This window comes from Nocardia carnea NBRC 14403 (genome assembly GCF_000308515.1).
GTDB lineage: Bacteria > Actinomycetota > Actinomycetes > Mycobacteriales > Mycobacteriaceae > Nocardia > Nocardia carnea.
This window is the reverse complement of sequence record NZ_BAFV01000013.1, coordinates 146,111-172,860: the sequence shown is the minus strand read 5'-3', so window position 1 is coordinate 172,860 and position 26,750 is coordinate 146,111. Positions and strand designations below refer to the sequence as shown.

21 protein-coding genes are annotated in these 26,750 nt (G+C 68.6%); 4 read left to right on the top strand and 17 right to left on the bottom strand.

Annotated elements, in window-relative coordinates; all coding sequences use genetic code 11:
* Window positions 1-34 precede the first annotated feature (34 nt).
* The 11 genes from rpsQ to rpsJ are packed head-to-tail and all read right to left on the bottom strand — an operon-like array spanning window position 35 to window position 5,277.
* Window positions 35-304, bottom strand: coding sequence for a 30S ribosomal protein S17 (rpsQ, locus tag ON22_RS03785; RefSeq protein WP_033244241.1), 270 nt, complete (start codon window positions 302-304; stop codon window positions 35-37).
* Entirely contained in the window at window positions 301-540 is a 240-nt protein-coding gene (gene rpmC / locus ON22_RS03780; protein ID WP_033244240.1) for a 50S ribosomal protein L29, read from the bottom strand. Before rpmC ends, rpsQ begins: the two co-directional genes overlap by 4 nt.
* Window positions 540-956: a 50S ribosomal protein L16 gene (gene rplP, locus ON22_RS03775; protein ID WP_033244239.1), complete on the bottom strand. Its 417-nt coding sequence runs from the start codon at window positions 954-956 to the stop codon at window positions 540-542. Before rplP ends, rpmC begins: the two co-directional genes overlap by 1 nt.
* A 3-nt stretch (window positions 957-959) precedes the next feature.
* The gene (gene rpsC / locus ON22_RS03770; protein WP_033244238.1) at window positions 960-1,757 is read right to left on the bottom strand and encodes a 30S ribosomal protein S3; all 798 of its coding nucleotides are present in this window, start codon (window positions 1,755-1,757) and stop codon (window positions 960-962) included.
* Window positions 1,758-2,156 (bottom strand): 50S ribosomal protein L22, encoded by a 399-nt coding sequence (gene rplV, locus ON22_RS03765; protein ID WP_033244237.1) that lies wholly within the window; start codon window positions 2,154-2,156, stop codon window positions 1,758-1,760. It lies immediately after the preceding gene.
* A complete protein-coding gene (gene rpsS / locus ON22_RS03760; RefSeq protein ID WP_030522695.1) occupies window positions 2,153-2,434 on the bottom strand; it encodes a 30S ribosomal protein S19 in 282 nt (93 codons plus the stop codon). The genes rplV and rpsS overlap by 4 nt, the downstream gene beginning before the upstream one ends.
* A gap of 14 nt (window positions 2,435-2,448) precedes the next feature.
* Window positions 2,449-3,285 (bottom strand): 50S ribosomal protein L2, encoded by an 837-nt coding sequence (gene rplB / locus ON22_RS03755; protein WP_033244236.1) that lies wholly within the window; start codon window positions 3,283-3,285, stop codon window positions 2,449-2,451.
* Window positions 3,286-3,318: 33 nt separating this feature from the next.
* Window positions 3,319-3,624: a 50S ribosomal protein L23 gene (rplW, locus tag ON22_RS03750; RefSeq protein ID WP_019045018.1), complete on the bottom strand. Its 306-nt coding sequence runs from the start codon at window positions 3,622-3,624 to the stop codon at window positions 3,319-3,321.
* Window positions 3,621-4,295: a 50S ribosomal protein L4 gene (gene rplD, locus ON22_RS03745; protein ID WP_033244235.1), complete on the bottom strand. Its 675-nt coding sequence runs from the start codon at window positions 4,293-4,295 to the stop codon at window positions 3,621-3,623. Before rplD ends, rplW begins: the two co-directional genes overlap by 4 nt.
* The gene (gene rplC, locus ON22_RS03740) at window positions 4,292-4,957 is read right to left on the bottom strand and encodes a 50S ribosomal protein L3 (RefSeq protein ID WP_033244613.1); all 666 of its coding nucleotides are present in this window, start codon (window positions 4,955-4,957) and stop codon (window positions 4,292-4,294) included. Before rplC ends, rplD begins: the two co-directional genes overlap by 4 nt.
* 14 nt (window positions 4,958-4,971) lie before the next feature.
* Window positions 4,972-5,277, bottom strand: a complete 306-nt coding sequence (gene rpsJ, locus ON22_RS03735; RefSeq protein ID WP_003938093.1) for a 30S ribosomal protein S10 — start codon at window positions 5,275-5,277, stop codon at window positions 4,972-4,974.
* A gap of 460 nt (window positions 5,278-5,737) precedes the next feature.
* On the opposite strand from rpsJ, the gene ON22_RS03730 reads away from it, so the two are divergent.
* The gene (locus ON22_RS03730; protein WP_033244234.1) at window positions 5,738-6,217 is read left to right on the top strand and encodes a hotdog fold domain-containing protein; all 480 of its coding nucleotides are present in this window, start codon (window positions 5,738-5,740) and stop codon (window positions 6,215-6,217) included.
* Window positions 6,218-6,297: 80 nt separating this feature from the next.
* The gene (locus ON22_RS03725) at window positions 6,298-7,485 is read left to right on the top strand and encodes a lycopene cyclase family protein (RefSeq protein ID WP_033244233.1); all 1,188 of its coding nucleotides are present in this window, start codon (window positions 6,298-6,300) and stop codon (window positions 7,483-7,485) included.
* A 313-nt stretch (window positions 7,486-7,798) separates the two neighbouring features.
* On the opposite strand, the gene ON22_RS03720 is transcribed toward ON22_RS03725, so the two are convergent.
* From ON22_RS03720 to ON22_RS03710, 3 genes are read right to left on the bottom strand one after another with little or no spacing between them, the layout of a single operon-like run.
* On the bottom strand, window positions 7,799-8,665 hold the full coding sequence (locus ON22_RS03720; protein WP_033244232.1) for an ABC transporter permease: 867 nt from the start codon (window positions 8,663-8,665) through the stop codon (window positions 7,799-7,801).
* On the bottom strand, window positions 8,662-9,474 hold the full coding sequence (locus ON22_RS03715; RefSeq protein WP_033244231.1) for an ABC transporter permease: 813 nt from the start codon (window positions 9,472-9,474) through the stop codon (window positions 8,662-8,664). Before ON22_RS03715 ends, ON22_RS03720 begins: the two co-directional genes overlap by 4 nt.
* The gene (locus ON22_RS03710; protein WP_231508566.1) at window positions 9,471-10,628 is read right to left on the bottom strand and encodes an ATP-binding cassette domain-containing protein; all 1,158 of its coding nucleotides are present in this window, start codon (window positions 10,626-10,628) and stop codon (window positions 9,471-9,473) included. The genes ON22_RS03715 and ON22_RS03710 overlap by 4 nt, the downstream gene beginning before the upstream one ends.
* Before the next feature lie 269 nt (window positions 10,629-10,897).
* Here ON22_RS03710 and ON22_RS03705 point away from each other — a divergent pair, with 269 nt between their 5' ends.
* Entirely contained in the window at window positions 10,898-12,415 is a 1,518-nt protein-coding gene (locus ON22_RS03705; protein ID WP_081595300.1) for an aldehyde dehydrogenase family protein, read from the top strand.
* A gap of 167 nt (window positions 12,416-12,582) precedes the next feature.
* Here ON22_RS03705 and ON22_RS03700 read toward each other — a convergent pair whose 3' ends face one another.
* Window positions 12,583-13,818 (bottom strand): TetR/AcrR family transcriptional regulator, encoded by a 1,236-nt coding sequence (locus tag ON22_RS03700; protein ID WP_033244610.1) that lies wholly within the window; start codon window positions 13,816-13,818, stop codon window positions 12,583-12,585.
* 134 nt (window positions 13,819-13,952) lie between these two features.
* Here ON22_RS03700 and ON22_RS03695 point away from each other — a divergent pair, with 134 nt between their 5' ends.
* The gene (locus tag ON22_RS03695; protein ID WP_033244230.1) at window positions 13,953-14,762 is read left to right on the top strand and encodes an enoyl-CoA hydratase-related protein; all 810 of its coding nucleotides are present in this window, start codon (window positions 13,953-13,955) and stop codon (window positions 14,760-14,762) included.
* Between the two features lie 257 nt (window positions 14,763-15,019).
* Here the strand turns inward: ON22_RS03695 and ON22_RS03690 are convergent, their stop codons facing one another.
* Both ON22_RS03690 and ON22_RS03685 read right to left on the bottom strand, forming a co-directional pair.
* Complete coding sequence (locus ON22_RS03690) at window positions 15,020-16,045, bottom strand: alpha/beta hydrolase (protein ID WP_033244229.1); 1,026 nt, start codon at window positions 16,043-16,045, stop codon at window positions 15,020-15,022.
* 244 nt (window positions 16,046-16,289) lie between these two features.
* On the bottom strand, window positions 16,290-26,555 hold the full coding sequence (locus ON22_RS03685) for an AMP-binding protein (protein WP_081595299.1): 10,266 nt from the start codon (window positions 26,553-26,555) through the stop codon (window positions 16,290-16,292).
* Between the last annotated feature and the right edge of the window lie 195 nt (window positions 26,556-26,750).

Here is a 26,750-nt window from a genome sequence, read left to right as displayed (position 1 = left end):
TACGTTTATCGACTCGACAAGCCGAGGAGCGACCTTACTTGGCCTTCTCCAGGACCTCGACCAGCCGCCACCGCTTGGTGGCCGACGTGGGCCGGGTCTCCATCAGCTGCACGCGGTCACCGACACCGGCGGCCTCGTTCTCGTCGTGCGCCTTCACCTTGGAGGTGGTGCGAATGATCTTGCCGTAGAGAGCATGCCGGTGACGGTCTTCCAGCTCCACGACGATCGTCTTGTTCATCTTGTCGGAGACAACGTAACCGACCCGAACCTTGCGGCGGCCGCGCTCCTGCTCTTTCTCGCTCATGCCGCATCTCCCTTGTCAGCGGGTCCGGTGGCCAAACCGAGCTCGCGCTCACGCATGACCGTGTAGATACGCGCGATCTCGTGACGCACCACACGCAGCCGACGATTGTTGGTCAACTGACCCGTCGCCATCTGGAAGCGCAGGTTGAACAGCTCTTCCTTCGAGTCACGCAGGCGCTGAACGAGCTCGTCCTCGGTCAGCTCGCGGAGCTCTGCGGCCGGAGTACCGGTAGCCATCAGAACTGCTCCTCCCTCGTCACGATCCTGCACTTCATGGGGAGCTTGTGCATCGCGCGGCGCAGGGCCTCACGAGCGATCTCCTCGTTGGGGTAACTCATCTCGAACATCACGCGACCGGGCTTGACGTTCGCGACCCACCACTCCGGCGAACCCTTACCGGAACCCATACGGGTTTCGGCCGGCTTCTTGGTGAGCGGGCGATCCGGGTAGATGTTGATCCAGATCTTGCCACCACGCTTGATGTGGCGGGTCATCGCGATACGTGCCGACTCGATCTGCCGGTTGGTCACGTACGCCGGTTCCAGAGCCTGGATGCCGAAATCGCCGAACGCCACCGAGGTGCCGCCCTTCGAGAGACCGCTGCGGCTCGGGTGATGCTGCTTACGGAACTTGACCTTGCGGGGCATCAGCATGGGTCAGCCCTCCTGCTTTTCTGCCGGGGGCTCGGCCACCGCGGTAGCGGCGCGCCCGGCCTCGGTGCTGGTCGCAGTGGTGCCGGAAGAACCGGAACGACGCGGGCGGCTCGGCCGCTCCCGGCGCGGGCGATCGCCGGCCGGGGCGCTGGGGGCGGGCAGCTCACGCTTGCCGCCGACGATATCGCCCTTGTAGATCCAGACCTTGACACCGATACGACCGAAGGTGGTCTTGGCCTCGTACAGGCCGTAATCGATATCGGCACGCAGGGTGTGCAGCGGCACGCGGCCTTCGCGGTAGAACTCCGAGCGCGACATTTCGGCGCCACCGAGGCGGCCCGAGCACTGCACGCGGATGCCCTTGACGTTCGGCGAGCGCATGGCCGACTGGATGGCCTTACGCATCGCGCGACGGAACGCCACACGGTTCGACAGCTGTTCGGCGACACCCTGAGCAACCAGCTGGGCATCCGATTCGGGGTTCTTGACCTCGAGGATGTTCAGCTGGACCTGCTTCTTGGTGAGCTTCTCCAGCGCGGCGCGGATCCGGTCGGCTTCGGCGCCACGGCGACCGATGACGATGCCCGGACGCGCGGTGTGGATATCGACGCGGACCCGGTCGCGGGTGCGCTCGATCTCCACCTTGGAGATGCCGGCCCGCTCCATGCCGGTGCTCAGCAGCTTGCGGATGGCGACGTCTTCCTTGACGTAGTCCGCGTACTGCTTATCGGCGTACCAACGGGACTTCCAGTCGGTAGTGATACCGAGGCGGAAGCCGTGGGGGTTGATCTTCTGTCCCATTTACTTTGCCCCTCCCTTCCGGCGGCCACGAGTGCCACCGGCGGTGGGGACGCTCTCGACCTCGATGGTGATGTGGCTGGTGCGCTTGCGGATCCGGAAGGCCCGGCCCTGGGCGCGCGGCTGGAACCGCTTCATGGTCGCGCCCTCGTCGACGTACGCCGTCGAGATGACCAGGGTGTCCGGGTTGAGGCCGAGGTTGTTCTCGGCGTTCGCCGCGGCGCTGGCCACGACCTTGGCGACCGGGGTGCTGGCGGCCTGCGGGGCGAACCGGAGCAGGTCGAGCGCATCGGAGACGCGCTTGCCGCGGACCAGGTCCACGACCCGGCGAGCCTTCATCGGGGTCACGCGCACGTGCTTGGCGGTCGCGCGCGCAGTCGGATTCTGCGTTTCTGTGCTCATCGCCGCTTGCTCTTCCGATCTTCTTTCACGTGGCTACGGAACGTCCTCGTCGGCGCGAACTCACCGAGCTTGTGCCCGACCATGTTCTCCGAGACGAACACCGGCACGTGCTTGCGGCCGTCGTGGACGGCGAAGGTGTGGCCGATGAAATCGGGGGTGATGGTCGAACGACGCGACCAGGTCTTGATGACCTGTTTGGTGCCCTTGTCGTTCTGCACGTCCACCTTCGCCTGGAGGTGGTCGTCGACGAACGGGCCCTTCTTGAGGCTGCGTGGCATTTCTTACCTCCTCCTTAGCGCTTCTTGCCGGTGCGACGGCGACGGACGATGAGCTTGTCGCTCGGACGGTTCGGCTTACGGGTGCGGCCTTCCGGCTGACCCCACGGCGAGACCGGGTGGCGACCACCGGAGGTCTTGCCTTCACCACCGCCGTGCGGGTGGTCGACCGGGTTCATGACGACACCACGGACCGTGGGACGGCGTCCCTTCCAGCGCATACGGCCGGCCTTGCCCCAGTTGATATTCGACTGTTCGGCATTGCCGACCTCACCGACGGTGGCGCGGCAGCGCACGTCGACGCGGCGGATTTCACCGGAGGGCATACGCAGCGTGGCGTAGGGGCCTTCCTTACCCAGCAGCTGGATGCTGGCACCGGCGGAGCGGGCCATCTTGGCACCGCCGCCGGGACGCAGCTCCACCGCGTGGATGGTGGTACCGGTGGGGATATTGCGCAGCGGCAGGTTGTTGCCGGGCTTGATATCCGCGGTGGGACCGGACTCGATCTTGGTGCCCTGCACCACGCCCCGGGGGGCGATGATGTAGCGCTTCTCGCCGTCGAGGTAGTGCAGCAGCGCGATATTGGCGGTGCGGTTGGGGTCGTACTCGATATGAGCGACCTTGGCCGGTACACCGTCCTTGTCGTGCCGGCGGAAGTCGATCAGCCGGTACGCGCGCTTATGACCGCCACCGCGATGACGGGTGGTGATCCGGCCGTGGCCGTTACGGCCACCGCTCTTGGTCAGCGGGCGAACCAGCGACTTCTCGGGAGTCGACCGGGTGATCTCGGCGAAGTCCGAGACGGACGACCCGCGGCGGCCCGGGGTAGTCGGCTTGTACTTACGGATTGCCATGAGTTCTTCTCTGCTTTCTGGATTCCCAGGCGCTTACGCGACCGGGCCTCCGAAGATCTCGATGGGCTTGCTGTCGGCCGAGATGGTCACGAGCGCGCGCTTGGTGTCTTTGCGCTTGCCGTAACCGAAGCGGGTCCGCTTGCGCTTGCCCTGACGGTTGGCGGTGTTGACGCTGGTGACCTTCACCCCGAAGACCTTCTCGACCGCGATCTTGATCTGGGTCTTGTTGGAGTCCGGGTGGACCAGGAAGGTGTAGGTGCCTTCCTCGATCAGGCCGTAGGACTTCTCCGAGATGACCGGCGCCAGCAGGATGTCGCGCGGATCGGCGATGGTGCTCACTTGCTCTCCTCCTGTGCAGCCTCAGCCGGGCCGTGCACGAAGGCGTTGAGCGCCTCGACGGAGAACACGACTTCGTCGCTGTCCAGCACGTCGTAGGTGTTCAGCTGGTCCGGTGCGATGGTGTGCACGTATTCCAGGTTGCGGGCACTCTTCCAGGCGGTGACGTCCTCGCGGCCGACGACCAGGAGGAACTTCTTACGGTCCGAAAGCTCGGACAGGAAGGTCTTCGCGGTCTTGGTGGAGGGGTCCTGGCCTGCGACGAGCTCGCTGATCACGTGGATCCGCTCGCTGCGCGCCCGATCCGACAGCGCACCACGCAGGGCGGCCTGGATCATCTTCTTGGGGGTGCGCTGGCTGTAGTCGCGCGGCTTGGGGCCGTGCACGATGCCACCGCCGGCGAACTGCGGGGCGCGGGTCGAACCCTGGCGGGCGCGGCCGGTGCCCTTCTGGCGGTACGGCTTCTTACCACCGCCGCGGACCTCGCCGCGGGTCTTGGTGGAATGCGTGCCCTGGCGGGCGGCGGCCTGCTGGGCCACGACCACCTGGTGCATCAGCGCGATATTCGCGGTCACATCGAAGATCTCGGCGGGGAGATCGACGGTACCGTTGGATTTGCCACCGAGTTCCTTGACCGGCAGCGTCAGGTTTGCCTTCTTCTCGAGGCTGGTCATGCGTGCGCACCACCCTTCACGGCGCTCTTGACGATCACGACGCCGCCCTTGCGACCCGGGATCGCTCCCTTGATCAGCAGCAGGCCGTTCTCGGCGTCCACCTTGTGAACCGACAGGTTCTGCGTGGTGACGCGGTCGTTACCCATACGACCCGACATGCGCATGCCCTTGAACACGCGGCCGGGGGTGGCGCAGCCACCGATGGAACCCGGGCGACGGTGCACGGCCTGTGCACCGTGCGAGGCGCCCTGGCCGCTGAAGCCGTGGCGCTTCATGGTGCCGGCGAAGCCCTTGCCCTTGCTGGTACCGGTGACGTCGACGTAGGTGCCCTCTTCGAAGGCATCGGCCGAGATCTCCTGGCCGACCTCGAACGAGGCGACATCGGCGACACGGATCTCCGCGACGTGCCGGCGCGGGGTGACACCGGCCTTGGAGAACTGGCCGGATTCCGGCTTGTTCACCTTGCGGGGGTCGATGGCGCCGAAGGCGACCTGCACGGCGCTGTAGCCGTCGCGCTCGACGGTACGGATCTGGGTGACCACATTCGGTCCGGCCTTGACGACGGTGACCGGGACGACCCGGTTCTTGTCGTCGAACACCTGGGTCATGCCCAGTTTGGTGCCCAGGATGCCGGCCGCGGGCCTGCTCTTGTTGTCAGTCATATCGAGAGTCCCCGTCACTGGATATTGACGTCGACGCTGGCCGGCAGGTCGATGCGCATGAGGGCATCCACCGTCTTCGGCGTCGGGTCGAGGATGTCGATCAGCCGCTTGTGCGTACGCATCTCGAAGTGCTCGCGCGAGTCCTTGTACTTGTGCGGCGAACGGATGACGCAGTACACGTTCTTTTCGGTCGGCAACGGCACCGGCCCGACGACCCGGGCCCCGGTGCGGGTCACCGTTTCGACGATCTTGCGTGCAGACGCATCGATCGCCTCGTGGTCATAGGCCTTGAGCCTGATGCGGATCTTCTGTCCCGCCACGCTAAGTGTCCTTTTCTCCGCTTTCGTCCGTGATCCGGATACCGGCTAGGGCGTCCGTACCACCTTCATTTGCACAGCCCGAACACACGATGACGTCTCAGTGGAGACCACGACCAGGGAAAACCCAGTCCGTGCCGCTGTTCATCTGTCATGGTTCTCCGGTCCACGCGGTCGGGCGTGTCGCCTTCTCGCTCATTCCTCGGCCCCGGAAGAAAACTTCGATCGTGGCCTGCGGAACTTCGTCCCGGACGTACCCGCACCGCATACGATGAGGTACTCGCTGGTTTTACTCACCCCGCCCAGCCGTGCCATTTCATGGAAACGACGGCGACCCGGGGCAAGGCAACCCGAACAGTATGCACGAGGCCCCCGAGGCGTTTCAAATCGGGGTCGGCCGAGGTCGCGCACTGCGGCAACCATACCGCCGAACGGCTATCTTACCGCTGAGTAAGATAGCCGCATGACGAACCTAACCGGTACCTACCGCGGCTGGCGCAAACTGCCGGACAACCCCCTCGGCCACGGACTGTTCTCCCTGTCGATGGTGGCCCGCGTCCCCTATTTCGCCACGGTCCTGCCCCGGGTGGTCCGGCTGGAACCCGGCCTGTGCGAGGTCAAGGCCCCCAAATGGTTCGGTGTCCACAACCACCTCGGCACCTTCCACGCCATCGCCGCCTGCAACCTGGCGGAGATCGCCATGGGCATGCTGAGCGAGGCAACGGTCCCCACCACCCACCGCTGGATCCCCAAGGCGATGCAGGTCCAGTACCTGACCAAGGCCACCACCGGCCTCCGCGCGGTGGCCGAACTCACGGAGATCCCCGACTTCGCCACCCTCACCGAGGGCCGCGATCTGACGGTCCCCGTATCGATCTACGACAAAACCGGTCGCGAGGTCGTGCACGCCGACATCACCACCTGGGTGACCCCCAAGAACTGACTCCCAGCCCGGCCCCGCAACCACCATCACAAACAGCCGCCTGTTGCTCTCCCCCGGGTGAACCCCGTTGAATGCCTTGTATGGCAGCCAGTACGGACAAGTTCGATCTCTGCGTCGTCGGGCTCGGCCCGTCCGGCCGGGCTCTCGCCCACCGCGCCACTGTGGCCGGGCTGCGGGTGGCGGCCGTGGATCCGCGGCCCGATCGGCTGTGGCCGCCGACGTTCTCCTGCTGGATCGACGAACTGCCGGAATGGTTGCCGCACAGCGTGATCGCGAGCCGGATCCCGGCACCGGTCGTCTGGACCACTGCCGAGCTCCGGATCGAACGCCCCTACTGCGTGTTGTCGAAACCGCTGCTGCGGGATGCGCTGGCGCTCGACGATGCCCGGGTGTTCGCGCAGCGCGCAGCCCGGGTGGATGCGCACGAGGTCGAACTCGCCGACGGCACGGTGATCCGCGCGGCGGTGGTGGTCGATTCCCGCGGTATGCCGGGTCCGGGTGATCGCCGGACGGCCAGCGCACACGGGATCTTCGTTGCCGCCGAAACCGCTGAGCCGATGGTCCGTGAGGGCGAGGGGCTGCTGCTGGACTGGCGGCCGGAGAACGGCGCGGGCCCCGACGAGCCGCCGTCGTTCCTGTACTCGGTGCCGCTCGGCGACGGCACGGTGATCTTCGAGGAGACCAGCCTCGGGTTGCGGGGCGGGATGCCGCAGCACGAACTGCGTAAGCGAACCCTGAACCGGCTGGCCGCGCACGGTATCGAACTGACCGGGGAGGAGCCGAGCGAGGCCGCGCACTATCCGCTGGACACACCACCACCGGCCAGGGGGGTCGGGCGGGTGGTGCCGTTCGGTTCCCGCGGCGGGATGATGCACCCCTGTACCGGCTACAGCGTGGCCGATTCGTTCGCGCTCGCCGATACCGCGGTCGCCGCGATCGGGCGCGACGAGGATCCGATCGCCGCGTTGTGGCCGTGGCAGGCGCGCCTCACCTACTGGATGCGGATGCGTGGACTGTGGGGGCTGGGCCGGTTGACCACCGAACAGTCCGTCGCCATGTTCGATTCCTTCTTCTCCGCATCCCCGCGCGGGCAGCGGGCCCTGCTGTCGGCGCACGACGACTACGCCGTCCTGGGGTCGGTGCTGTTCAACACCGTCGCCCATACCTGGCCGTTCCGCTGGCGCTACGACCTCGTCGGCTGGACCAACCGCAACCGGTGGGTCGATTACCCCTTCGCCCCCGCGGTGCCGGCCGACAGCCGCAGGTAATCCCGAGCCGAACCCACCGACAGCCGGGAGCAACCCGAGCAGGCCGGCCGATAACTGGGCCTGACTCCGGCGCCGGCCGCGGCGTCAGGCCCGATAGAGTCGGCGGTCCCCTGAGCCACCGGGCCGACCCGCCGAAATCGACCCCGGCCGTGCGCACGGCAACGGCCCCGGCCACCCCGCCGAATGCCGGGAGCGGTCCCCGACGGTGCCCACGGCTGCCGGCAGTATGCCCACCGGCCGGTCCGGGCCGGGTGCGGATGCTTTGCGCCGATCCGATGGCGGCCCGCAGTACTTCGCCGCGGCGGCGAGTTCCTCAGCCGCTGGTTTCCGAAGCCTTCCGGTAGCCGCGGATCGCCGGGTAGCCGAAGATCAGGATGACCCCGCCCACCCACAGCAGGGTGTCGATGAGCGGTTCGGCGACCGGACCGCCGTAGGAGAGCCCCTTCATCGCCTCGATGGCGCAGCTCATCGGCTGGTTCTCCACGGTGGAGCGCAGCCAGGTCGGGTAGGCCTCGATCAGCACGAAACCGGAGTTGAAGAACAGCAGCAGGTTGGTGAGCAACCCGACCAGCTGCACCAGCAGCGGCCCTTCGGTGACGGTGGCGATCGCGGTGATGAACACCGCGAATCCGATACCGAACAGGACCGGGATCCCGATGAGCCCGAGCGCCGCCAACGGCCCCTGTTCGAATCGGAAACCGATACAGAAACCCACCGCGATCACGATCAGTGTGGTGACCAGCACCCGGATCGCTTCGGCCAGCAACCGGCCGGTGAGCCCGGCCGCACGATGGATCGGCATGGTCCAGAACCGGCCGAGGAGCCCCGTGGCCTTCTCGTTCTTGAAGCCGAGGGCGCTCACCACGGCCCCGATCATCGCCGCGATCAGTGTGATCATCGGGACGGTGCCGTAGACAGCCGGTTTTCCGGAGAAAGTCGAAATGGATTCGTCGAGGACGATCCAGAACATCAGCAGGGTCAGCGCCGGGTACACGATGGTCTGGATGGTCGTCGACGGATCGCGCAGCCAGGCTGTCAGCAGCCGTTTGCATTCGACCCAGCTGTGGATGGCCCAGGCCGCGGGCGAGTTCTCGGCGCGGGTGGTGACCTTCGGCAGGTCGATCGCGGCGGCCGTCGGCGCGAAACGTTCACGGCCCGCAGGGGTATCGACAATGCTCATGCCCGCCTCACACTTGCCCAGACCGCGAACGGGACGAACAGCACTGCCCCGGCGATCAGCCAGATCAACCCGACCCGCAGCACCTCCCAGCTCACCCCGTCGCCCGCCATATCGCGCAGGGCGTAGGCGAACTGGGTGATGGGCTGGTTGCGGACGAACGGCTGGACCCATTCGGGGAACTGGGTTTCCGGGACGAACCCGCAGGACATCATGCCGAAGATCAAGGTCGGCAGAGTCAGCGCCTGGCTCAGCGCCTGCGGGCTCTTCGTCAGGCTCCCCAGGCCGTCGGCGCCGACGGCCAGCATGGTGCCGACGGCGAGCGCGAAGGCACAGAATCCGACGGTTTGCCCCCACCCGGCGGTGAATTCGAAGCCGATGATGTGCCCGTAGATCAGCGCGGCGGTCAGCGAAACGACGGACCGGACGAGACCGGCCGCGATCCGCGAGGTCAACGGCACCAGCAGGCCGATCGGCATGGTCTGCAACCGGGTGGTGAATCCGGTGCGCGCCTCGAAGGCTGCCAGTTGGGCATTCGACATCATGGTGAACGCCATGGTCTGCAGTACGACGATGGGCATGACGAACTGCGCGTAGTCGATGCCCTGGAACTGCATCACCAGGCGCAGCGGCAGATAGAAGCCGACGGTGAAGACGAGCGGCGTGAGGATCGCGCCGATCAGCTCACCCTTGCTGACCATGGTCCAGACGGTCCGGCCGGTGAGTGCCCGCCACTGGGCGAAGTACGAGACGTGCGTACGCGGCAGATCAGCGGCGAAGAGACCGGTGCGGTCGAGGGCGGGAGCGCTCATGTGGGCTCACCCGGCCGCTCGGTGCCGGTATGGCCGGTGATCGACAGGAAGACATCATCGAGGGAAGGCCGCCGCAGCCCGATATCTGCGAGCCTGATGTCGGCGGCATCCAGCCGGCGCAATGCCTCGGCGAGTGTCGCGGCGCCCTCCGGCGCGGGGATGGACAGCCGCTCGGAACCGTCGAGATCGGCGGCGACCGCGGACGGGACGAGATCGCCGAGGGCCGCGGCGGCACGACGTACCTCGGCGGGATCCAGCGGCACGATTTCGCAGTAGCTGCCGCCCGTCTTCTCCTTGAGTTCGTCGGCGGTACCTTCGGCGATCACCGTGCCCTTGTCGATCACGATGATGTTGTCCGACAGGACATCGGCTTCTTCGAGGTACTGGGTGGTCAGCAGAACGGTGATGCCCTGTTCCTTCAGGGCGTTCACCAGCTCCCAGACGCCCTGCCGGCTCCGCGGGTCGAGACCGGTGGTCGGTTCGTCGAGGAACACCACTTCCGGCCGGACCACCAGCCCGCAGGCGATATCCACCCGGCGCCGCATACCACCGGAATACTGGTGCACCGGGCGGCGGCCGGCGGCGACGAGATCGAATTCGGCGAGCAGTGTGTCCGCGCGTTTGCGCGCCGCCGATTTACTCAGGCCCATCAACCGGCCGAACAGTTCGAGATTCTCCCGGCCCGACAGGTTCAGGTCCAGCGCCGCGTACTGGCCGGTCATCATGATCGAACGGCGCACCGCGGCCGGGTCGCGCCGGACATCGTGACCGGCCACGATCGCCTGCCCGGCGTCCGGCCGCAGCAGGGTGGACAGGATCTTGACGGTGGTGGTCTTACCGGCACCGTTGGGTCCGAGGATGCCGAGTACGGTGCCGCGCTCGGCGGTGAAACTCACCCCGCGCAACGCGTGGACCTCGCCGAACGATTTGGTGATCCCGTCGACTTCGACCGTCGCCGAACCGGCGGTCGCGCCGGGGCCCGGTATCCGGGGGGTCGCCCGGCTCACCTCCGCGGGAGAGTTGTCCGCCTGGGCCGCGGCGCTCCCATCCGGCTCGGCGCGCACACCATCCGGCTCGGCCGGAGAGATATCGCCCGGCTCAGCCGGAGAGGCAACGTTCCGGGCGGCTGTCCCGGCATCATTCGAACTCGGCATCAACTCTCCACTATCGGCCGGATGGGGCGGTGGGGCGGACCGGCGCATCGGTATCCCGCTGGATGATCCCCGGCGCCGGTCGCGATGTTACCGATCGGCGTTTCGGCGTCCCGGACGCCGCCGGTACCCCGAACGGAATACGGCCAACTGTGCGTTTGCTCACAGCAGCGTATGGGCAGACCATCATTGCTGGTCGGCGGTGCATTGACAGCGCACGGGCAGTACGAGTGCCTTGTCGGCGTGGCCGCCACCACCATAATCTGACGTGCATGGCCGATACCGCGCAGCCCGAGGTGGCGGCGCGTTCGGGAGGACCCGGCCGACCGAGCGTGCTCACCTCCTACGATCCCCGCACCGGAGAGATCGTCGGCAACTACAACATCGCCGGACCGGGCGAACTCGAACGTGCCGTGTCCGATGCCCGTTCGGCCGAGAGCTGGTGGTCGACAGCGGGTTTCGGGCCACGTAAACGATTGCTGCTGGAATGGAAACGCGTGATCGCGCGCCGCGCCGCGCAATTGGTGGAGATTCTGCGCGAGGAAACCGGTAAACCCGAGGCCGATGCCGCGATCGAGGTGATGCTCGCGGTGGAGAACCTCGATTGGGCCGCCCGCAACGCGGGCCGGGTGCTCGGCCGGCGCACACTGGCATCGAACTGGCTCACCCGCAACCAGCACGCGTCGGTCGGCTATCTGCCCCTCGGGGTGGTGGGTGTGCTGGGGCCCTGGCACAATCCGGTTTTCACCCCGATGGGATCCATCGCGTACGCCATGGCCGCCGGTAATGCCGTGGTTTTCAAACCCCATGAACTCACCAGCGGTACCGGTCTGTGGCTGGCATCGACCTGGCGGGAAGTCGCGCCGGACAAACCGGTGCTGTCGGCGGTCACCGGTGACGATTCCACCGCCGCCGCGCTGTGCCGCGCCGGGGTGGACAAGATCGCGTACGCGGGCCCGGAGGCGCCGGGCCGGGAGGTGATCTCGCTGTGCGCGCAGACCATGACCCCGGTCGTGGTGGAGAACTCCGGCAAGGGCGCCATGATCGTGCACGTCGACGCGAAAGTCGATGATGCCGCCGAGGCGGCGGTGTTCGGTGCCATGGCCAACGCGGGCCAGAACGCGACCGGCGTCCAGCGCGCCTATGTCGCGGCATCGATATACGACCAGTTCCTCGACCTGGTCGTGGACCGGGCGCGGGCGCTGCGTCCCGGCGCCGACCGCCGGTCGTCCTACGGCCCGATGATCCTGGAATCGCAGACCGAGGTGGTGCGTAGACAGGTCCGCGACGCCCTCGCCCGGGGCGGCCGAGCGGTGGTCGGCGGCCTGGATTCGATTCGGGAGCCCTACGTCGAACCCATCGTTCTGGCCGATGTCCCGGAGGAGAGCATCGCCATCACCGAGGAGGGCATCGGCCCCGTTCTCATCGTGAACAAGGTGCGCGACCTCGACGATGCCGTTACCCGGATCAACGATGCCGGGCGCGGTATCGCGGTATCGGTGTTCACCCGCGATATCGCCGAGGTCGAAATCTATGCCGAACGCCTGCGGGCGGGAGTGGTCACGGTCAATACCGCCACCACCTACGCGAGCATCCCGGCGCTACCGTTCGGCGGTGTGGGCGAGTACGGGCAGGGCCACAGCCATGGTGATCTGGGCCTGCGCGAATTCAGCCGGACGTTGTCCATCGCCCGGAACCGCTACGGGGAAGCGCTGGGGTTGTCCAGCTTCTACCGGAACGCCCGGCGACTGCGATTCGCACGCGCTGTTTTCCGCTTCCGGCACGGGTGAACGCCCGCCGCCAGAGCGGACGCGTTCAACCGGCGCAGTTGCCCGCGAGCCCGGCCGAGGATCCCGGGCAGGTGAGGTGATACCGGCCCCCGCGGTCGACGGTTATCCACGCCGCAGGCTCGAGCCCGAACCGGAAAGTGTTTCGCAGCGGGTCCGCCGGGTGCGGTTCAGGACGATTGCGGGCCCAGCAGCGTGGCCATCATGAGGGCATGCAACCTGGCCATCTGCTGCGGGCGGGAATCGAAGCGGATCAACCGGCCCACATCGATCACCTGACCGATCGCCGAATGCACCCGGAAGCGCGCCTCCGTGGCGTCGTCGTCGAGCAGGTTCGCCCATTCGTGCACGTTCTGCCGCTGGATCGCACGCAGTTTGTGCTGTTCGGCCTGTGGCAGGTTCGGGAATTCCGCGTAGTACACCGGCATGATCTCCGGCATGGCGAAACTGAGCCGCACATACCGGTCGGCGATCTTGTTCACCGCGTCCGCGCGGCCACTGGCCTCCGCCAGCGCCTCGGTGATCGCGAACGCCAACCGGTCACCGGTGCGGTGGAACGCCGCGGCCAGCAGATCGGATTTACTGCTGAAATACCGGTAGACGCTGGAGGCATTGATACCGACGGCGGCGCCGATCTCCTCGATACTGGCCTCGTGATAGCCGCGGCGGCCGAATATACGGATCGCTTCGGTGAGCAACTGTTCCCGTTTGGAGGTCACCGGTAGACCGCGCGGCTGCGGATCGGCCTCACCGGGGCCGGGTGCGGCCGGGAGTTCGGTATGCACGATCGCCCACGCCATATCGCACAGCAGCGGTAGCAGTTTGGCGCTGGACAGGGCGGTGCGATGCGCCGAGATACTGCCGATCACGCTGAGCACCGCGGCCGCCAGCAGGGCGATATCCTCCGGTGGCGCGTCCGGCCGCAACTTCTCGATCGGCCCGGCGAAGGTCCGGTTGATCTCGTTGTAGAGGGTGCGGATCCGGGCGCGGTCCGGCTGCTCGAGATAGCGGCCCTCCCAGCGGTACAGGCCGGCCTCACGGCGGATCTCGATGGTGTGCTCGGCCACGGCGCGGATCAGGGCGTCCAGATGCTGCTCCGGGGTCGCGCCGGGTTCGTCCGCGCCGCGCGCGGCGTCCAGGAGTTGGCGCGCGCCTTCTTCGGCCGCGGCCACCAGCAGCGCGTACTTGTTGGCGAAATGGCGGTACAGCGCCGGGCCGGAGATCCCCACCTCGGCCGCGATCTCGTCCACGCCGACCGGGTAGTAGCCGCGCTCGCTGAACGCGCGGGCCGCCGCGCGCATGATCTGTACTTTGCGATCCTTGGGACGCCGGCGCCCGCCCTGGCCGTTGCCACGGTCGGCCGGACGAATGCGCACCGGGCCCACCCGGCTGCTCTCCGCGACCATGCATTCTCCGTTCGCCTCGGCGGCGCCGCCGGTGTTGACAGCGCCCGACAAGTCAACCTAAGTTAACCACAATTCGCAATGTTAACCGGTATTCGCGAGCCGGTCGGCACCGGACAGCACCCGATGGAGCACATATGGTCAACACAGATTCCCCCACCACACAGCCGGCGGGTTTCTCCGCGGTGCACGACGGCCGGGTACTGCGGGTGACGCTCACCAAACCCAAACGCAAGAACGCCCTCGACTACGACAGCCTGGTCGCGCTCGGCGATACCTTCCTCGCCGCGGCCGAGGACAAGTCGGTCCGGGTCATCGTGCTCACCGGTGAGGGTGGCGATTTCTGCACCGGCGCCGATCTGGCCGCCAGTGCCGAAGAAGGTGCCCGTGGCATCACCCCGGATATGGTGATGGATGCCGCGAACCGGCTGGTCCGTGCCATTGTCGATATGCCGGTTCCCGTGATCTCCCGGATCCGCGGCGCGGCCGCCGGGGTCGGGGTCGGTATCGCGCTGGCCGCCGACCTGGTCTACGCCGAAGCCGACTCCTACCTATTGCTGGCCTTCATCAATATCGGCCTGATGCCCGACGGCGGTGCCGCGGCCCTGGTCGCCGCGGCCGCAGGGCGCCCACTGGCAGCCCGCCTGGCACTGCTGGGCGAGCGCCTGCCTGCCCCCGCCGCTCGCGCCGAGGGGCTGTTCACCGATGTCCTGGCGACCACCGAGGAGCTCGACGCCGCCGTCGAGGCCGCCGCCGAGAAGATCGGCCACGGCCCCCGCCGGGCGCTGGAACTCACGAAGAAGGCGCTCAACCGCGCCACTCTGGCTGCGCTCGACACCGCACTCGCCGACGAAAAAGCCGGGCAGGTGGAACTCCTGCAATCGCCCGATTTCTTCGAAGGTGCGGCCGCCATGCTGGGCAAGCGCAAAGCGGTCTTCGCGGAGTAGGTGAGCCGTACTCGATGACAGCGGCCCGGTCGGTGCGACCGGGCCGCTGTCGTGTTCCGGGTCCAGGACCGCCGCAAGTACCGGCAGTGCCGTCGGCCGCCGGCAACGAACTACCTCGTGGAAGTCCCGGGGCCACGCACAGATTCTGGGCGGTGGGCGCTGGGGACTCCGACGATGGACTGCGCACATACGAATAAGGGCGGCCCGGTCATCGACCGGGCCGCCCTTATTCGATTTCGCTTATCCGCGTGGCGGGATCAGACGCCGAGACCGCGGGCGAGCACCGGCCAGGAGGCCCGGAACTCGTCTTCCCAGTAGCCCCACGAGTGGGTGCCCGAATCACGGAAGTTGAAGGTCGCGGGGATACCCAGCGAATCCAGCCGGCCCTTCAGGTTGTGGGTGCAGAAGTTCGTACCCGCCTCGATGACACCGCCCACGATGAGCTGGTTGGCCAGGCCGTAGGACCCCGGCAGCGTATGCGGGCCGTTCAGCGTGTCCCAGCGGCCGGGCAGGCCGTTACCGGTGGATACGTAGAGTTCCATACCGCGCAGCGCCTCGGCATGGACATACGGATCGTTCGCGACCCACGCCTCGGAGCCCTGCGGACCCCACATGTTCATGGTGTCGCCGCCGCCCCACGTCTCGACGGTGAGCTTCACGAATTCCGACCCCACCGGATCGCTGGTCTGCGCGCAACCGCTGTAGGAGGCGGCCGCCTTGTACAGGCCCGGTTTCCCGATCGGCAGGGCCAGCACGGTGGTGGCGGAGGTCGACAGGCCGGCGAGGGCATTGACGCCGTTGGTGCCGAGCGCACCGTCGACCAGCGGCGGAAGCTCCTCGGTGAAGAAGGTCTTCCACTTGTTGCGGCCGAGCGCCGGATCATCCTTGATCCAGTCGGTGTAGTAGGTCCAGCTACCACCGATCGGCTGGACGACGTTCACATTCTTGTCGGACAAGAATTCGAGCGTATTGGTCTGCGCCTGCCACGACGCGGAATCCTCGCCGCCGCCCGCACCGTTCAGCAGATACAGCGTGGGCCGGGGCACCGAGGCGTCGGCCGGACGCTGGACATCGACGACGATCTCCTTGTCCATGGCCGTGGAGTGCACGTACAGGCGCAGGTTGCGATCATCCTTGTACTCGGCCTTGACGATCCGCGACCCGTTGGGCGAAGTGGGATCGGCGAGCAGCGTCTTGGACTCGATGATCGGGTCGGCCGCCGCCGCAGTACCGCCACCGAGCCCCGTCATCACTCCCGCGAACACCGCTGTGGCCGCGACCATCGCCGCGGCGCGTCTTCCGCCACGCCGGCTGAGTCGACGTATCAATTTCGCACCTTCGCTTCGTCTCGAATGTTCATCGGGCTCTTTCCACACACCGGCACCCGCCGGCTCCTGGACCCGAACGCCTCACAGTAACCGGGCACGAGTCGGCCGCCCCGGAGTTTCCGCCTGTGTAGTCGTACGGCGTGGACATATCGTTACCGTAGCGTTGTCCGAATGTCTCGGGCCGGTCGCGCTGATCGGGCTAATCATGCCCGCCGCGTCGCGAACCGACCGGCAGCGACCCACCGTTGCGCTCCGTACGACCCAGGTATTCCAGCACACCCTCGCGCCGCCGCACGATATCGCCTGTGCGGTACAACCGGCCGCCGCCGGCCGCGGCGATGAAATGCACGGCGGTGGCCCCCGGCGCATCGTAGAAACCACGCGCCAGCTGCGGCCCGCCGATGTACATCTCGCCGGCGGTGCCCGGCGGCACCGGACGCAATTGTTCGTCCAGCAGATACACCCGGTCGTTGGTGACCGGCCGCCCACCGACCGACCCGACGGTGATCACCCCCGTCTCGTTGTGCCCGTACCAGATGACCAGCTCCGCGCCCGGCAGCAGATTCATGAACCGTTCCACCCCGCCCGACGGCAGGGCGGCACCGTCCACGACGAGACGCCGCAGGCTCGGATGCGCGGCCCGGCCACCGCCGTCGGTCACCGAATCGAGGAACCGGTCCAGCAGCGCCGGGACGACATGCACGACCGTCACCTTGTGGGCGGCGATCGACCGCGACAGATCCGCGGCCCGGCCGGGATGGTCGGGCATCAAGATCTGCGCGCCGCTGTGCAGCGGCCGGAACAGCTCCCAGAGTGTGATGTCACCGACTGTGGGCGCCGCGTGCAACACCAGATCCGCCGAATCGTACGGATGGCTGCGCTGCGCCCGGCGCAACCGTTCGACCATCTGCCGGTGCGTACCCGCAACCCCCGCCGCCATATCCGGCCGGTAGCGGATATCGGCGATATCGTCGGCGGCCACCGCCGGGTCGGCGGCCGGATCGGTCGGCAGGTCCAGGTAGAGCAGGTCGATCGCGACGACCGGGATACCGGTCCCCGTGGTCACGCCGTCGTCGGAAACGCTCAGCACGCAGATCGGCTCCGCCGATGCCAGCACCCGGTCCAAGTCCTCGGCGGAACCACCCGGATTCACCGGTACATAGGCGCCGCCGGCCCGCAACACCGCGCAGACCGCGACCACCAGGTCGATTCCAGGTCGCATGGCCACCGCGACCGGGGTCTGGGCTCCGACACCGAACCGGATCAGCTCCACCGACAGCGCCCGCGATTTACGGTCCAGTTCGACGTAGCTGAGCAGCCGAGCACCCTGCCGGACCGCCGGGTCGGCAGGTGTACGCGCCACCTGCGCATCGAACAGCGACAGCAGGGTGTTCTCGTCGTCGCGGGGGTCGAGATCGCGAATCGGTGACAGGTACGCGGTGGTCTCCACATCGGCGACCGGCCGCAGGAAGGTCGTCGGCTCCGGATCGGCCGTGGACTCCGGCTGCTCGCCACCGGGTTCGTCCGCTACTGCGGCGAGTTCCGGCCGGCGCTGCGGCAGCGGCGCCGCGGCTTCGGGTGCGGACCACCCGCCGGACTCGGGCCGCCGCTGTGGTTCGGCGGTCTGCCCGGAATCTGCGGAACCTTCGACCTGAACAGGGCGTCGCTGCGGCAGCGAAACCGGCCCGGCGGCGGGTGCGGCCTCTCCTGGATCCGTGCCGGTAGGCGACCGGCCCTGGACAGAGGTGGCGGAGTAAGCCTCATCGATGCTGTGATCGGCCGGTCGCGGCCGCCGCTGCGGAAGGCCGGAAGGACGCGGCGAAACCGGCTGCTCCGAGGAATCCGGGCCCCCTTGCAGCGTCGGCCGGCGCTGCGGCAGACCGTTCGAACCCGCACCGGCAGCCTCGTCATGCGGGCTCCCGGAGTCCGCATTCACCTGCGGCACATCGACAAGACCGGCCAGCGGTGATTCCGGACGCTGTGCCCCGGTTTCTCCGAGCTGCTCATCGGCCGGGTGGTACCGCTGCGGCAGAGCCGGGCCGGGTACGGGCTCCGGTGGAAGCGAGCTGTCCGCCACACCGGGCTGCCGTTGCGGTAAGCCCGAATTCGCCGGCGGCTCGGCCGAAAGCGAGCCGTACTGCGACCGTTGCGGCAGGCCGGAGCCGATCGACGGCTCGGACGGAGGCAAACCGCGTTCGGACCGCGACTGTCGCTGCGGCAAACCCTCGGTACCGGATGTGGGCGCGCCACCCGCCGACCGGTCGGCGGACTGCCGGCTGCGCTGTGGCAGTTCCGAGGACGACGGTGACTCCGGCAGCAGCGGGCCGTCGTGTAAACGCGGTTGACGCTGCGGCAAGCCCGAGGAAGGCGATATGGACGGGGCCGACGGTTCCTCGGCAGCCCGCGGTGGAGCGATAGGTGCCGGTGTGTCCGGGTGTTCATTCCCGGATTTTGGACGCCGCTGGGGCAGGCCACTCGCGCTCAGCCGAGAAACCTCACCGGACTGATCTGCGGAACCTCCCGGCTCCTCGCCGACCAGCGGCCGGTCGGTCGCATCGGACGGGAAGGCTTCGGGACGTCGGTCTTCCGTTCCTGCGAGCTGGTCCCCCGTCTGAAGACGGCGTTGTGGCAGACCCGGACCAGCGGATGGAACCGGCGGGGTCGCACCATCCTGCGACCGCGGACGGCGCTGCGGCAGACCATTCGGGACCGGACCGGCTGCGGTTCCGGCACGATCATCGACGTTCGCGGGCTGCCGCTGTGGGAGTCCCTCGACGGCGGATTCGGGGGCGTCCGGAGCTGGATCGCTGGTCCGGCGCCGGCGCTGCGGCAGACCGGAGCCGACGGGAGGAAGCGGTGCGTCGGTGACCGGGCGCAGCAGGGAAGTGACCTCCGCGTCCGGGACCGGCGCCTGCTCCGGCGTGCGCGGATCGTGCTCCGGGAGGGGTTCCCGTTTCGCCGGCTCCTGCGGAGCGACTCCGCCGTAGCGCCATGCTCGGTCGTCGGCGTGGCCGTCGGCAGGTGATTCGGTCGGCGGTTGCTGATCCGGCGGTGCACTCGCGCCGGCCGCGGAATCGGCGGCCTCGTACCCGGCCGGGGTGTACGAATCAGCCGTTCGCGGCGTGTACGAGCCGGGGCCGGCCGTTGTGTACGAATCGGCCGACGGCGGCGCGTACCGGGCCGGGCCGGTCGTTGTCCCCGGATCCGCTACTTGGTCCGGCCCGGTTGTTGCGCCCGGATCGACTGTCTGCGGGGCGTACCGGTCCCGCCCGGTTGTTGCGCCCGGATCGGCTGCCGGCGGGGCGTACGGGGCCGAGGCGGTGGGTGTCTGTGGCGCCGGGGCGGGCGGGGCCGGGCGGAGGCCGTGTTCGGCCAGCCCACCCAAAGCACGAACCCAGTGCTCGGCAAAGGTTTTCACATCTTCGCCGACGAAAACTTCGGTGGCGTAGTCGAAACGGCACAGCAGGCCGTCGTCGGTGACATCGACGGTCAGGACCAGCGGGACCCCGTCGGCCGGGCCGTCGGTGTGCACGCGGGCCGGCCGCAGGTCGCGGTAGCGCAGCGTGAACCGTCCCGAATCGGCGGCGGCGAATTCGGCGGAGGTCTCCGCGCTCAGATAGCGCAGCAGCGCGTACCCGGCACCACCGCCGGGGACCGAGCGGACGAGATCGCGGATCTGGGTGAGCGCGGCTCCCGCGGCGGGACCGCCCACCAGTGCGTCGGCAGTATCGATATCGGCGACCTGCACCGACAGTGGGAACTCGGTGGCGAATCCACCCACCAGATCGTCACTGCGGCTCATCAGCGAGCGGGCATCGGCGTCGTAGCGCACCAGTGAGCCCAGAGCCCCGACGACCGCGCCCTGTTCGCCGGTGCGCAATGCGATCGCGACCGCGGTCAGCAGTACCTCGGGCACCGTGGTCTGGTAGGCGTCGGCCGCGGCGGTCACCGCGGCGGTGCCTTCGGCGGTGATCGCCAGCGATACCCGGCGCCGGGCCCGCAGGTCGACGGTACCCAAGGGTGCCGCGGTGCGGGCACCCGCCAGATTCCGGCGCCACCAACCGGCCTCGTCGAGGAGATCGATGGACCGGGCGCGCTGATCGAGGGCCTGGACGAGCTGCGGTAGCCGCGATTCGGAGGCCGCGGGCGCAGTATCGCCGGCGATCAGTTCATCGACGATCACGCGCCAGGACCGGTCGTCGACCACAAGACCGTTCGCTACGACCACCAGTCGACGCGCCGATTCGGGGCCGGTGACCACGAAATGGATATTGCGACCGGTCGCCGGATCGAGGGCGTCCGCGGCTGCCTGCACCACATCGTCGGTCGCGACCGTGTTCTCGCCCGATTCGGGATCGAGCCACCAGTGCTGCCGGTCACCGCGCTGGTCCCGCGGCGGAACCCACAGGGTGGGCGACCGATCGCCGGTGTCGAGCCGGGCCGACAGCAGCGGATGCCGGGTGACCAGTGCACGAACCACTGCTTCGGTGTGGTCGAGCGGCCGGCCGGCAGGCAGGTCCAGCACGATCGATCGGACTTCGACCCCCGGCAGTGGATTGTCGAGGAGACGGATCACCGTCGGGGTCGCGGGGAGTTCTCCGTAAACCTCGGAGCCACCCGAACTCTCGCCCTCGGCAGCCGGTCCGCGCTGCGGTTCGGAAACCGCCGCAGTGTCGCCCGGGTTCCGGGAAGTATCCGTATCGTTCGCGGCGGTATCGCGCTCGCCGTCGACTACGCCGGATCCGGAACGCACACCGGCACCCGCGAACTCCGCGGCGCCGGTATCGACGACAGCACTGTCCTCCGGCCGAGTATCCGCGCCGATGGCCGTCGCAGGATCGGCGCCGCTGACGGCCTCGGTATCCGGGCGATCGACCACCCCGGATTCCACGGACCCGGCAGCACCGACCGCATCGGCAGCGGAGGTTGCGCCGATCGTGTTTGCAGCATCGCGGGTTCGGCCCCCGGTACGGCCGGCCGTGTCCATGGCCGTGTCTCGGGCACCGGCGCGACCCGGCAGGTCTGCGTTCGCGGTTTCCGCTGCGGCACCACCGGCCATGTTCACGGCGCCGGTATCGCGTACGACGCCCGCGGCCGTGCTCCGGATATCCGACGGGTCGGTGTTCGCGGCCTGCACATCGCCGGCCCCGTAAACGTCGGCTGTCGAGGTCTGCGCGACTCCGGCAGCGGGCTCTCCGCCGCGACTGTCGAGCTGCGCGACGGATTGCACCGGATCCGGCTCGAATGCAGTGGTGAGTGCCGGAATCTCGTCGGGGTCCGGCAGCCGGTCGCTGTCGGGTTCGCCCGCGGAGTTCAACGGAATCTGTTCGACGGCCTGGTACGCCACCGGCAGGAGGGCGGCCGGCAACAGCCGGGCGAGCCCGGCCCGGACCCGGTCGAGGTCCGGATCGGTGCCGGGTTCGAGCACCACGTAGACGGCCGAGCGACTGCCGGGAGCGGTCGGGTCGATCCCCGCGGCGACGGTGCGCGACAGAACGGCGGCATCGGCGATCCCCGGCAGTGTGCGCAGGGCTGCCGCGATCACCTGTGGCCGGAGGCGGTGGCCGCGGAACCGGACCTGGTTGTCGGTGCGGCCGAGCAGGTCCAGACGCTGCGGTGTGGTGTGGGTGGCGTCGCGCCACAGCACCAGATCGCCGGTCCGGTACATGCGCTGGCCGTAACCGAAGGGGTTGGCCACGAAACGGTCCGCTGTGAGCGCGGCCCGGTCGGCGTATCCGCGGGCCAGCTGGTCACCTGCGAGATACAGTTCGCCGGGCACGCCCGGCGGGACCGGGCGCAGGCGGGAGTCCAGGACATACACCCGGGTGTTCCACTGCGGCAGGCCGATCGGGACCGACCGTTCGGCCGATCCGGCGGCCGGCCAGGCGGTGGCCGATACCGCGGTTTCGCAGGTCCCGTACAGGTTGTGCACCTGGGCGCCGCAGCGAGTGCGCAGCGCGGAGACGATTTCCGGCGCCAGCGGTTCGCCGGTCACGAAGATCTCGCGCAGGCTGCCCACTCGGCCAGGCTCGATGAGTTCGGCGAATTCGGCGAGTTCGGCCGGCCCGAAATCGGTGACCGTCACCCCGTGGGCGGTAACGGCTTCGGCGATCTGCCGGGTATTCGCGGGCCCGGTCAATACCAGTTCGGCACCGGCGCGCAGCGGCAGGAAGAAACCCCAGAGGGAGGTGGCGGCGGTGGCCGCATTGCGCTGCAGGTAGACATCGGTGAAGCCCAGCGGGGACTGGGCGAGCATCAGGGTGATCTGGTTGTTGAGGGCGGTATGCGTGAGGATCGCCAGTTCGGGTCCGTCCGCGGCGGCCGATACACACATCACGCAGGCCGCGTTACCGGGCCGTGCCGGGCGGGTCAGTTCCGCGGAGCGTACGGGTTCGGTGGAGTACCGTCCGAGCTCGTCCGAATCGACCAGGAGAACCGGTGCGGACTGCCGGCTCGCGCGCACGGCTTCGGCGGCCCGGGATTCGCTCGCGCGGTCGGCCAAGACCACGGCCGGTACGGCGGTATCGAGGACCTGCGCGGTCCAGTGCGCCGGATCCCGAGGGTCCAGCGGCAGGTAGGCACCGCCCGCGGTGAGCACGGCGTAGATCGCGACCACGAGATCGGGAGTGCACCGGGTGGCGATACCCACCACTGTTTCCGCGCCTACCCCGGCCTCGATCAATCGGCGCGCCAGGCGGTTGACCCGGCCGTCGAATTCCTGGTAGCTCAGCTCGGTTTCCGAATCGGCCACGGCCACCGTATCGGGCCGGATGGCGACGGTTCGGCGGTAGCCGTCGAGCAGGAGTTCGGGCGCCACCGGATAGCGGGTGTCGTTCCACACCACCAGCAGTCGGTCCAGGTCGGCACGCGAGAGGAGGTCGATATCGCCGACCGGGCCGTCCGGGTCGCCGCCGGCGACGGTGAGCACCCGCTGGAATCGCCGCGCGACCTCGACGACGGCGGTGCGCCCGATCCGGTCCGCCGCGAAGCGGAATGCGGCGGCGATTCCGTCCGGGGCGCCGTCGGGCGCCCGGTGCGGATCGATGACCAGGCGTAACGCCGCGCCGGCCGGTGCGGTGGGAACCTCGACGGGTTCGGTGGCCAGGCTCGGCATCTCCAACCGCGGGATATCGGTGTGCCGCAGTGCGATGGCCACATCGAACAGAGAGCCGTCGATACCGAGTGCCTCGGTGAGCAGTTCGAACGGCAGATCCGCGTTGGCGAAGGCCCGGCGATCGGATTCCGCGACGCGTTGCACCAGGTCGAGAAAGGATTCGGCCGGGTCGATACGGGTGCGCAGGATAACGGTGTTGGCGTAGGGGCCGATCGAGTCGTCGAGTTCGCGTTCGTCACTACCGCGCACGGAACTGCCCAGCACGATATCGGTGACCGCCGCCGACCGGGCCAGCAGCACCGCGAAGGCCGCCCGCAGCACGATGAATTCGGAGGTGCCGGCCCGCTGAGCGATTTCGGCGATCCGGCGATGGGTGCGGGTACCGATATCGAAGGCGTGCATACCTTCGCCGGTGGCAGCAGCGGTATCGGCCGGGAACTCGAGCCGCGGCGGCAGTTCGGCCAGGTACTCGCGCCAGTACGCAAGCCGCCGGGCGGCGAGTGAATCCGGGTCGGCGATATCGCCGAGTTCGGCCCGGCGGCCGAGGAAATAGTCGAGGTATTGGATCGACAGCGGCTGCCACAGCGGCCGCGACCGGTTGCGGCGGCCGAGGAATGCCCGCAGCAGATCGCGGAGCAGCAGGCCGGCCGAGACGTCGTCGGCGAGGATCCGGTGGACCACGACCGCGACCACATGTTCGCGCGGACCCAGCTCGGCCAGCGCGAACCGTACCGGGACCTGGTCGGCTGCTGCAGCGTCGAAATCGGTTTGCGATAACGCGTGCAACCATTCGCCCAGGTCCGCGGCGGGCACCGGTTCGGCGACCACTTCGGGCACGGCCTGTTCGCGAGGCAGCACCACCTGTTGCGGTGCCGCGCCCCCCGCCGGGTAGACGGTACGCAGAGTTTCGTGCCGGTCGACCACATCGGCGACCGCGGCCTGCATGGCCGCGGCGTCCAGAGTTCCGGACAGCCGCATTGCCGCGGTGATCGTTTCGACGGCGGTACCGGGCGCGGTCTGGTTACGTTCCCACAACCGCAACTGTCCGGGTGAGAGCGGAATGGTCGCGGGACGTTCCACCGGGTCCGGCGGCCCGGCCGGCCGCACCTCGTCCAGATCGGACGGAACGCCCGGTCCGCCACCGGAGGGATTCGGCAGCTCCTGCTCGGCGGACCAGGCGGGAGGTACCGCCCAGTCCGGCCGGGCGGCCAGTGGCTGTGCGGGCCCGGGTGCCGCGGTATCGCGGTCCGGCTCCCGTCCGGTGGACAGCGGGTTCTCGTAGAAGGCGGTGGCGTCGCTGGGGATCGGCGCGGGGCCGGTGGGCCGCAGGGCGGCGCCCGGCGATAGGTCCGCGGCGGCCGGGAACTGGTTCGCGGGATCCCCGGGGCCCCCCACGGGTCCGGGGAGCTGTTGGCCGCTACGCAACCAGTCGTCGGTCGAATCCTCGAACCGGTGCCGATCGGGGGCCGCGGCGAATCCCGGCTGGGACAACCCCGAATCCGCAGGTTCCGCGCGATCCGCCCGTTCGGCTGCACCGAGTCCTGCTGATTCCGATTCGCCGTACAGACCGGGTCCGGGCGAATCGGCAACCGCCGGTTCGAACGGTTCCGTGGCACCTCGGGGGCCGCGGCCCGGAAGGGTTTGCTGACGGTCGGGCATCTCGAGATAGCCGCGACCCGTCAGTTCCATATCTCGCTGTTCGGAGGCCAGCCGGCTGCCCTTCTCCGGTGACGAGTCCGGGGAAAGCTCGGCGTGACCGGCGAAGCCGTGGCCCTGGGATACCGGCTCGGGCGAACCGCTCGGCGCGGGGCCCGATCCGCGCGGCGCGGAGGTTCCGGCACCGGAATCCGATCCGGGCATCCCGAATCCGCTCGCCATCGGATCGGCGTCCCGCACCGGCCGGTCCGGATCCGCCGGGTCCCGAATCGGCAGGCTCTGCTCGTAATCCGGTAGGTCACCGGCGGGCCACCGGCCGGATGCTGCCGGCGTTTCCGGTGCCGCGGGTTCGCCCGCTACGGGTACGGCTGTTTCGCCGCGACTCGGTCGCGATACCACGGCGGGACCTTCGAGAGCCGGTAACTCGACCCGCCCCACATATTCCATGGCACCGCCGGACCCGCGCCGCACCAGGTCACCGGTGCGGTAGAGGCGGGAGCCGTCCGCGGCGAACGGGTCGGCGATCAGCAGTTGCGCGGTCCGGCCGGGCCGGCGGTGGTAGCCACGTGCCAATTGCAGACCACCCAGGTACAACTCGCCCACCGCACCGTCGGGAACCGCGGCGAGCTGTTCGTCCAGGATATGAGCCGTCACCCCGCGGATCGGTGCGCCGAGAGTGAGCGGAGCACCCGGCACCAGCGGTGAGCTGATATTGGTCATGACGGTGACTTCGGCCGGGCCGTAGCCCTGGTAGAGGACCCGGGACGAACCACCGGTCACCGGAATCGCCCAGCGCTGCACCGACTCGGGCGGGCACGGCCGCCGGCCGGCGATCACCACACCCAGTTCGTCCAGTCCGGCGGGGTCGATCAGTTCGAGTGCGTCCGCGGGCAGGTAGGCATGGGTCGTGCCGGTGCGCCGCAGCAGTGCGGCCAGTTCGTCGGCCCGCGAGACCAGCGGGGACACCACGACCATGGTCGCCGCGCCGCCCAGCGCCAGCAGCAGTTCCAGTACCGACGAATCCGAGGGCAGCGGCGCGAAGTTCAGGGTGCGGTCATCGGGTTCGACCCGGTAGCGACCTTGCTGTTCGCTACAGAGACCGGACAGTCCGGCCTGGGTCACCACGACCCCGTCCGGCAACGTCTCGCCATCGGCGACATAGGTGACGTAGGCGGGATGTTCGGCGCGCAACGGGCGGACGCGGTCGGCGTAGGTGACCGAGTCGGCGGAGAACTGCTCCAGTGAACGAGCCGTATCGACGGTATCGACCTGCAACCATTCGATTTCTTCCGGCAGTTCGTTGCGCACCCAGGACACCGCCAGGCCGTAGACAGCACCTGCGTCGACGAGTAGGTGCGCGACCCAGCCCGGTGGATAGGCCGGATCGATCGGGACGAACCCGGCACCGGTCTTGGCCACGGCCCACACCGCGAGGACGGCATCCAGCGAACGCGGAATGGCCACGGCGACCAGGTCCTCCGGGCCGATACCGCGGGCTATCAGCGACCGCGCCAACCGGCTGGACCAGGCGTCCAGATCGGCGTAACCGACCTGTTCCAAGGGCCCGGTGCCGTCGGCGAGGACGAGCGCGACACCATCGGGATTCGTTTCGACGGCATTGGCGATCAGTTGCGGCAGAGTGGTCACGCGGGGCCGCCGGATTCGCTGCGGCCTGGTCCGGACCGGCCGCGTCATGCTGCGCTCCGGAGGAGGTCATCCCGCTGACCGACTACCGCATCCATCTATCCGCCTCGCCTGCCTATCGCACTTCACCGCCGCGCCGACCGTGGCCGCGGCATGGTGGCAGCCTGCCACAACCCGCCGGTCCCCGGTATGGCACCCGGCAGGTTACCGCCCCGGTCACTGTTCGACCATCCGGCCGGCCGTATC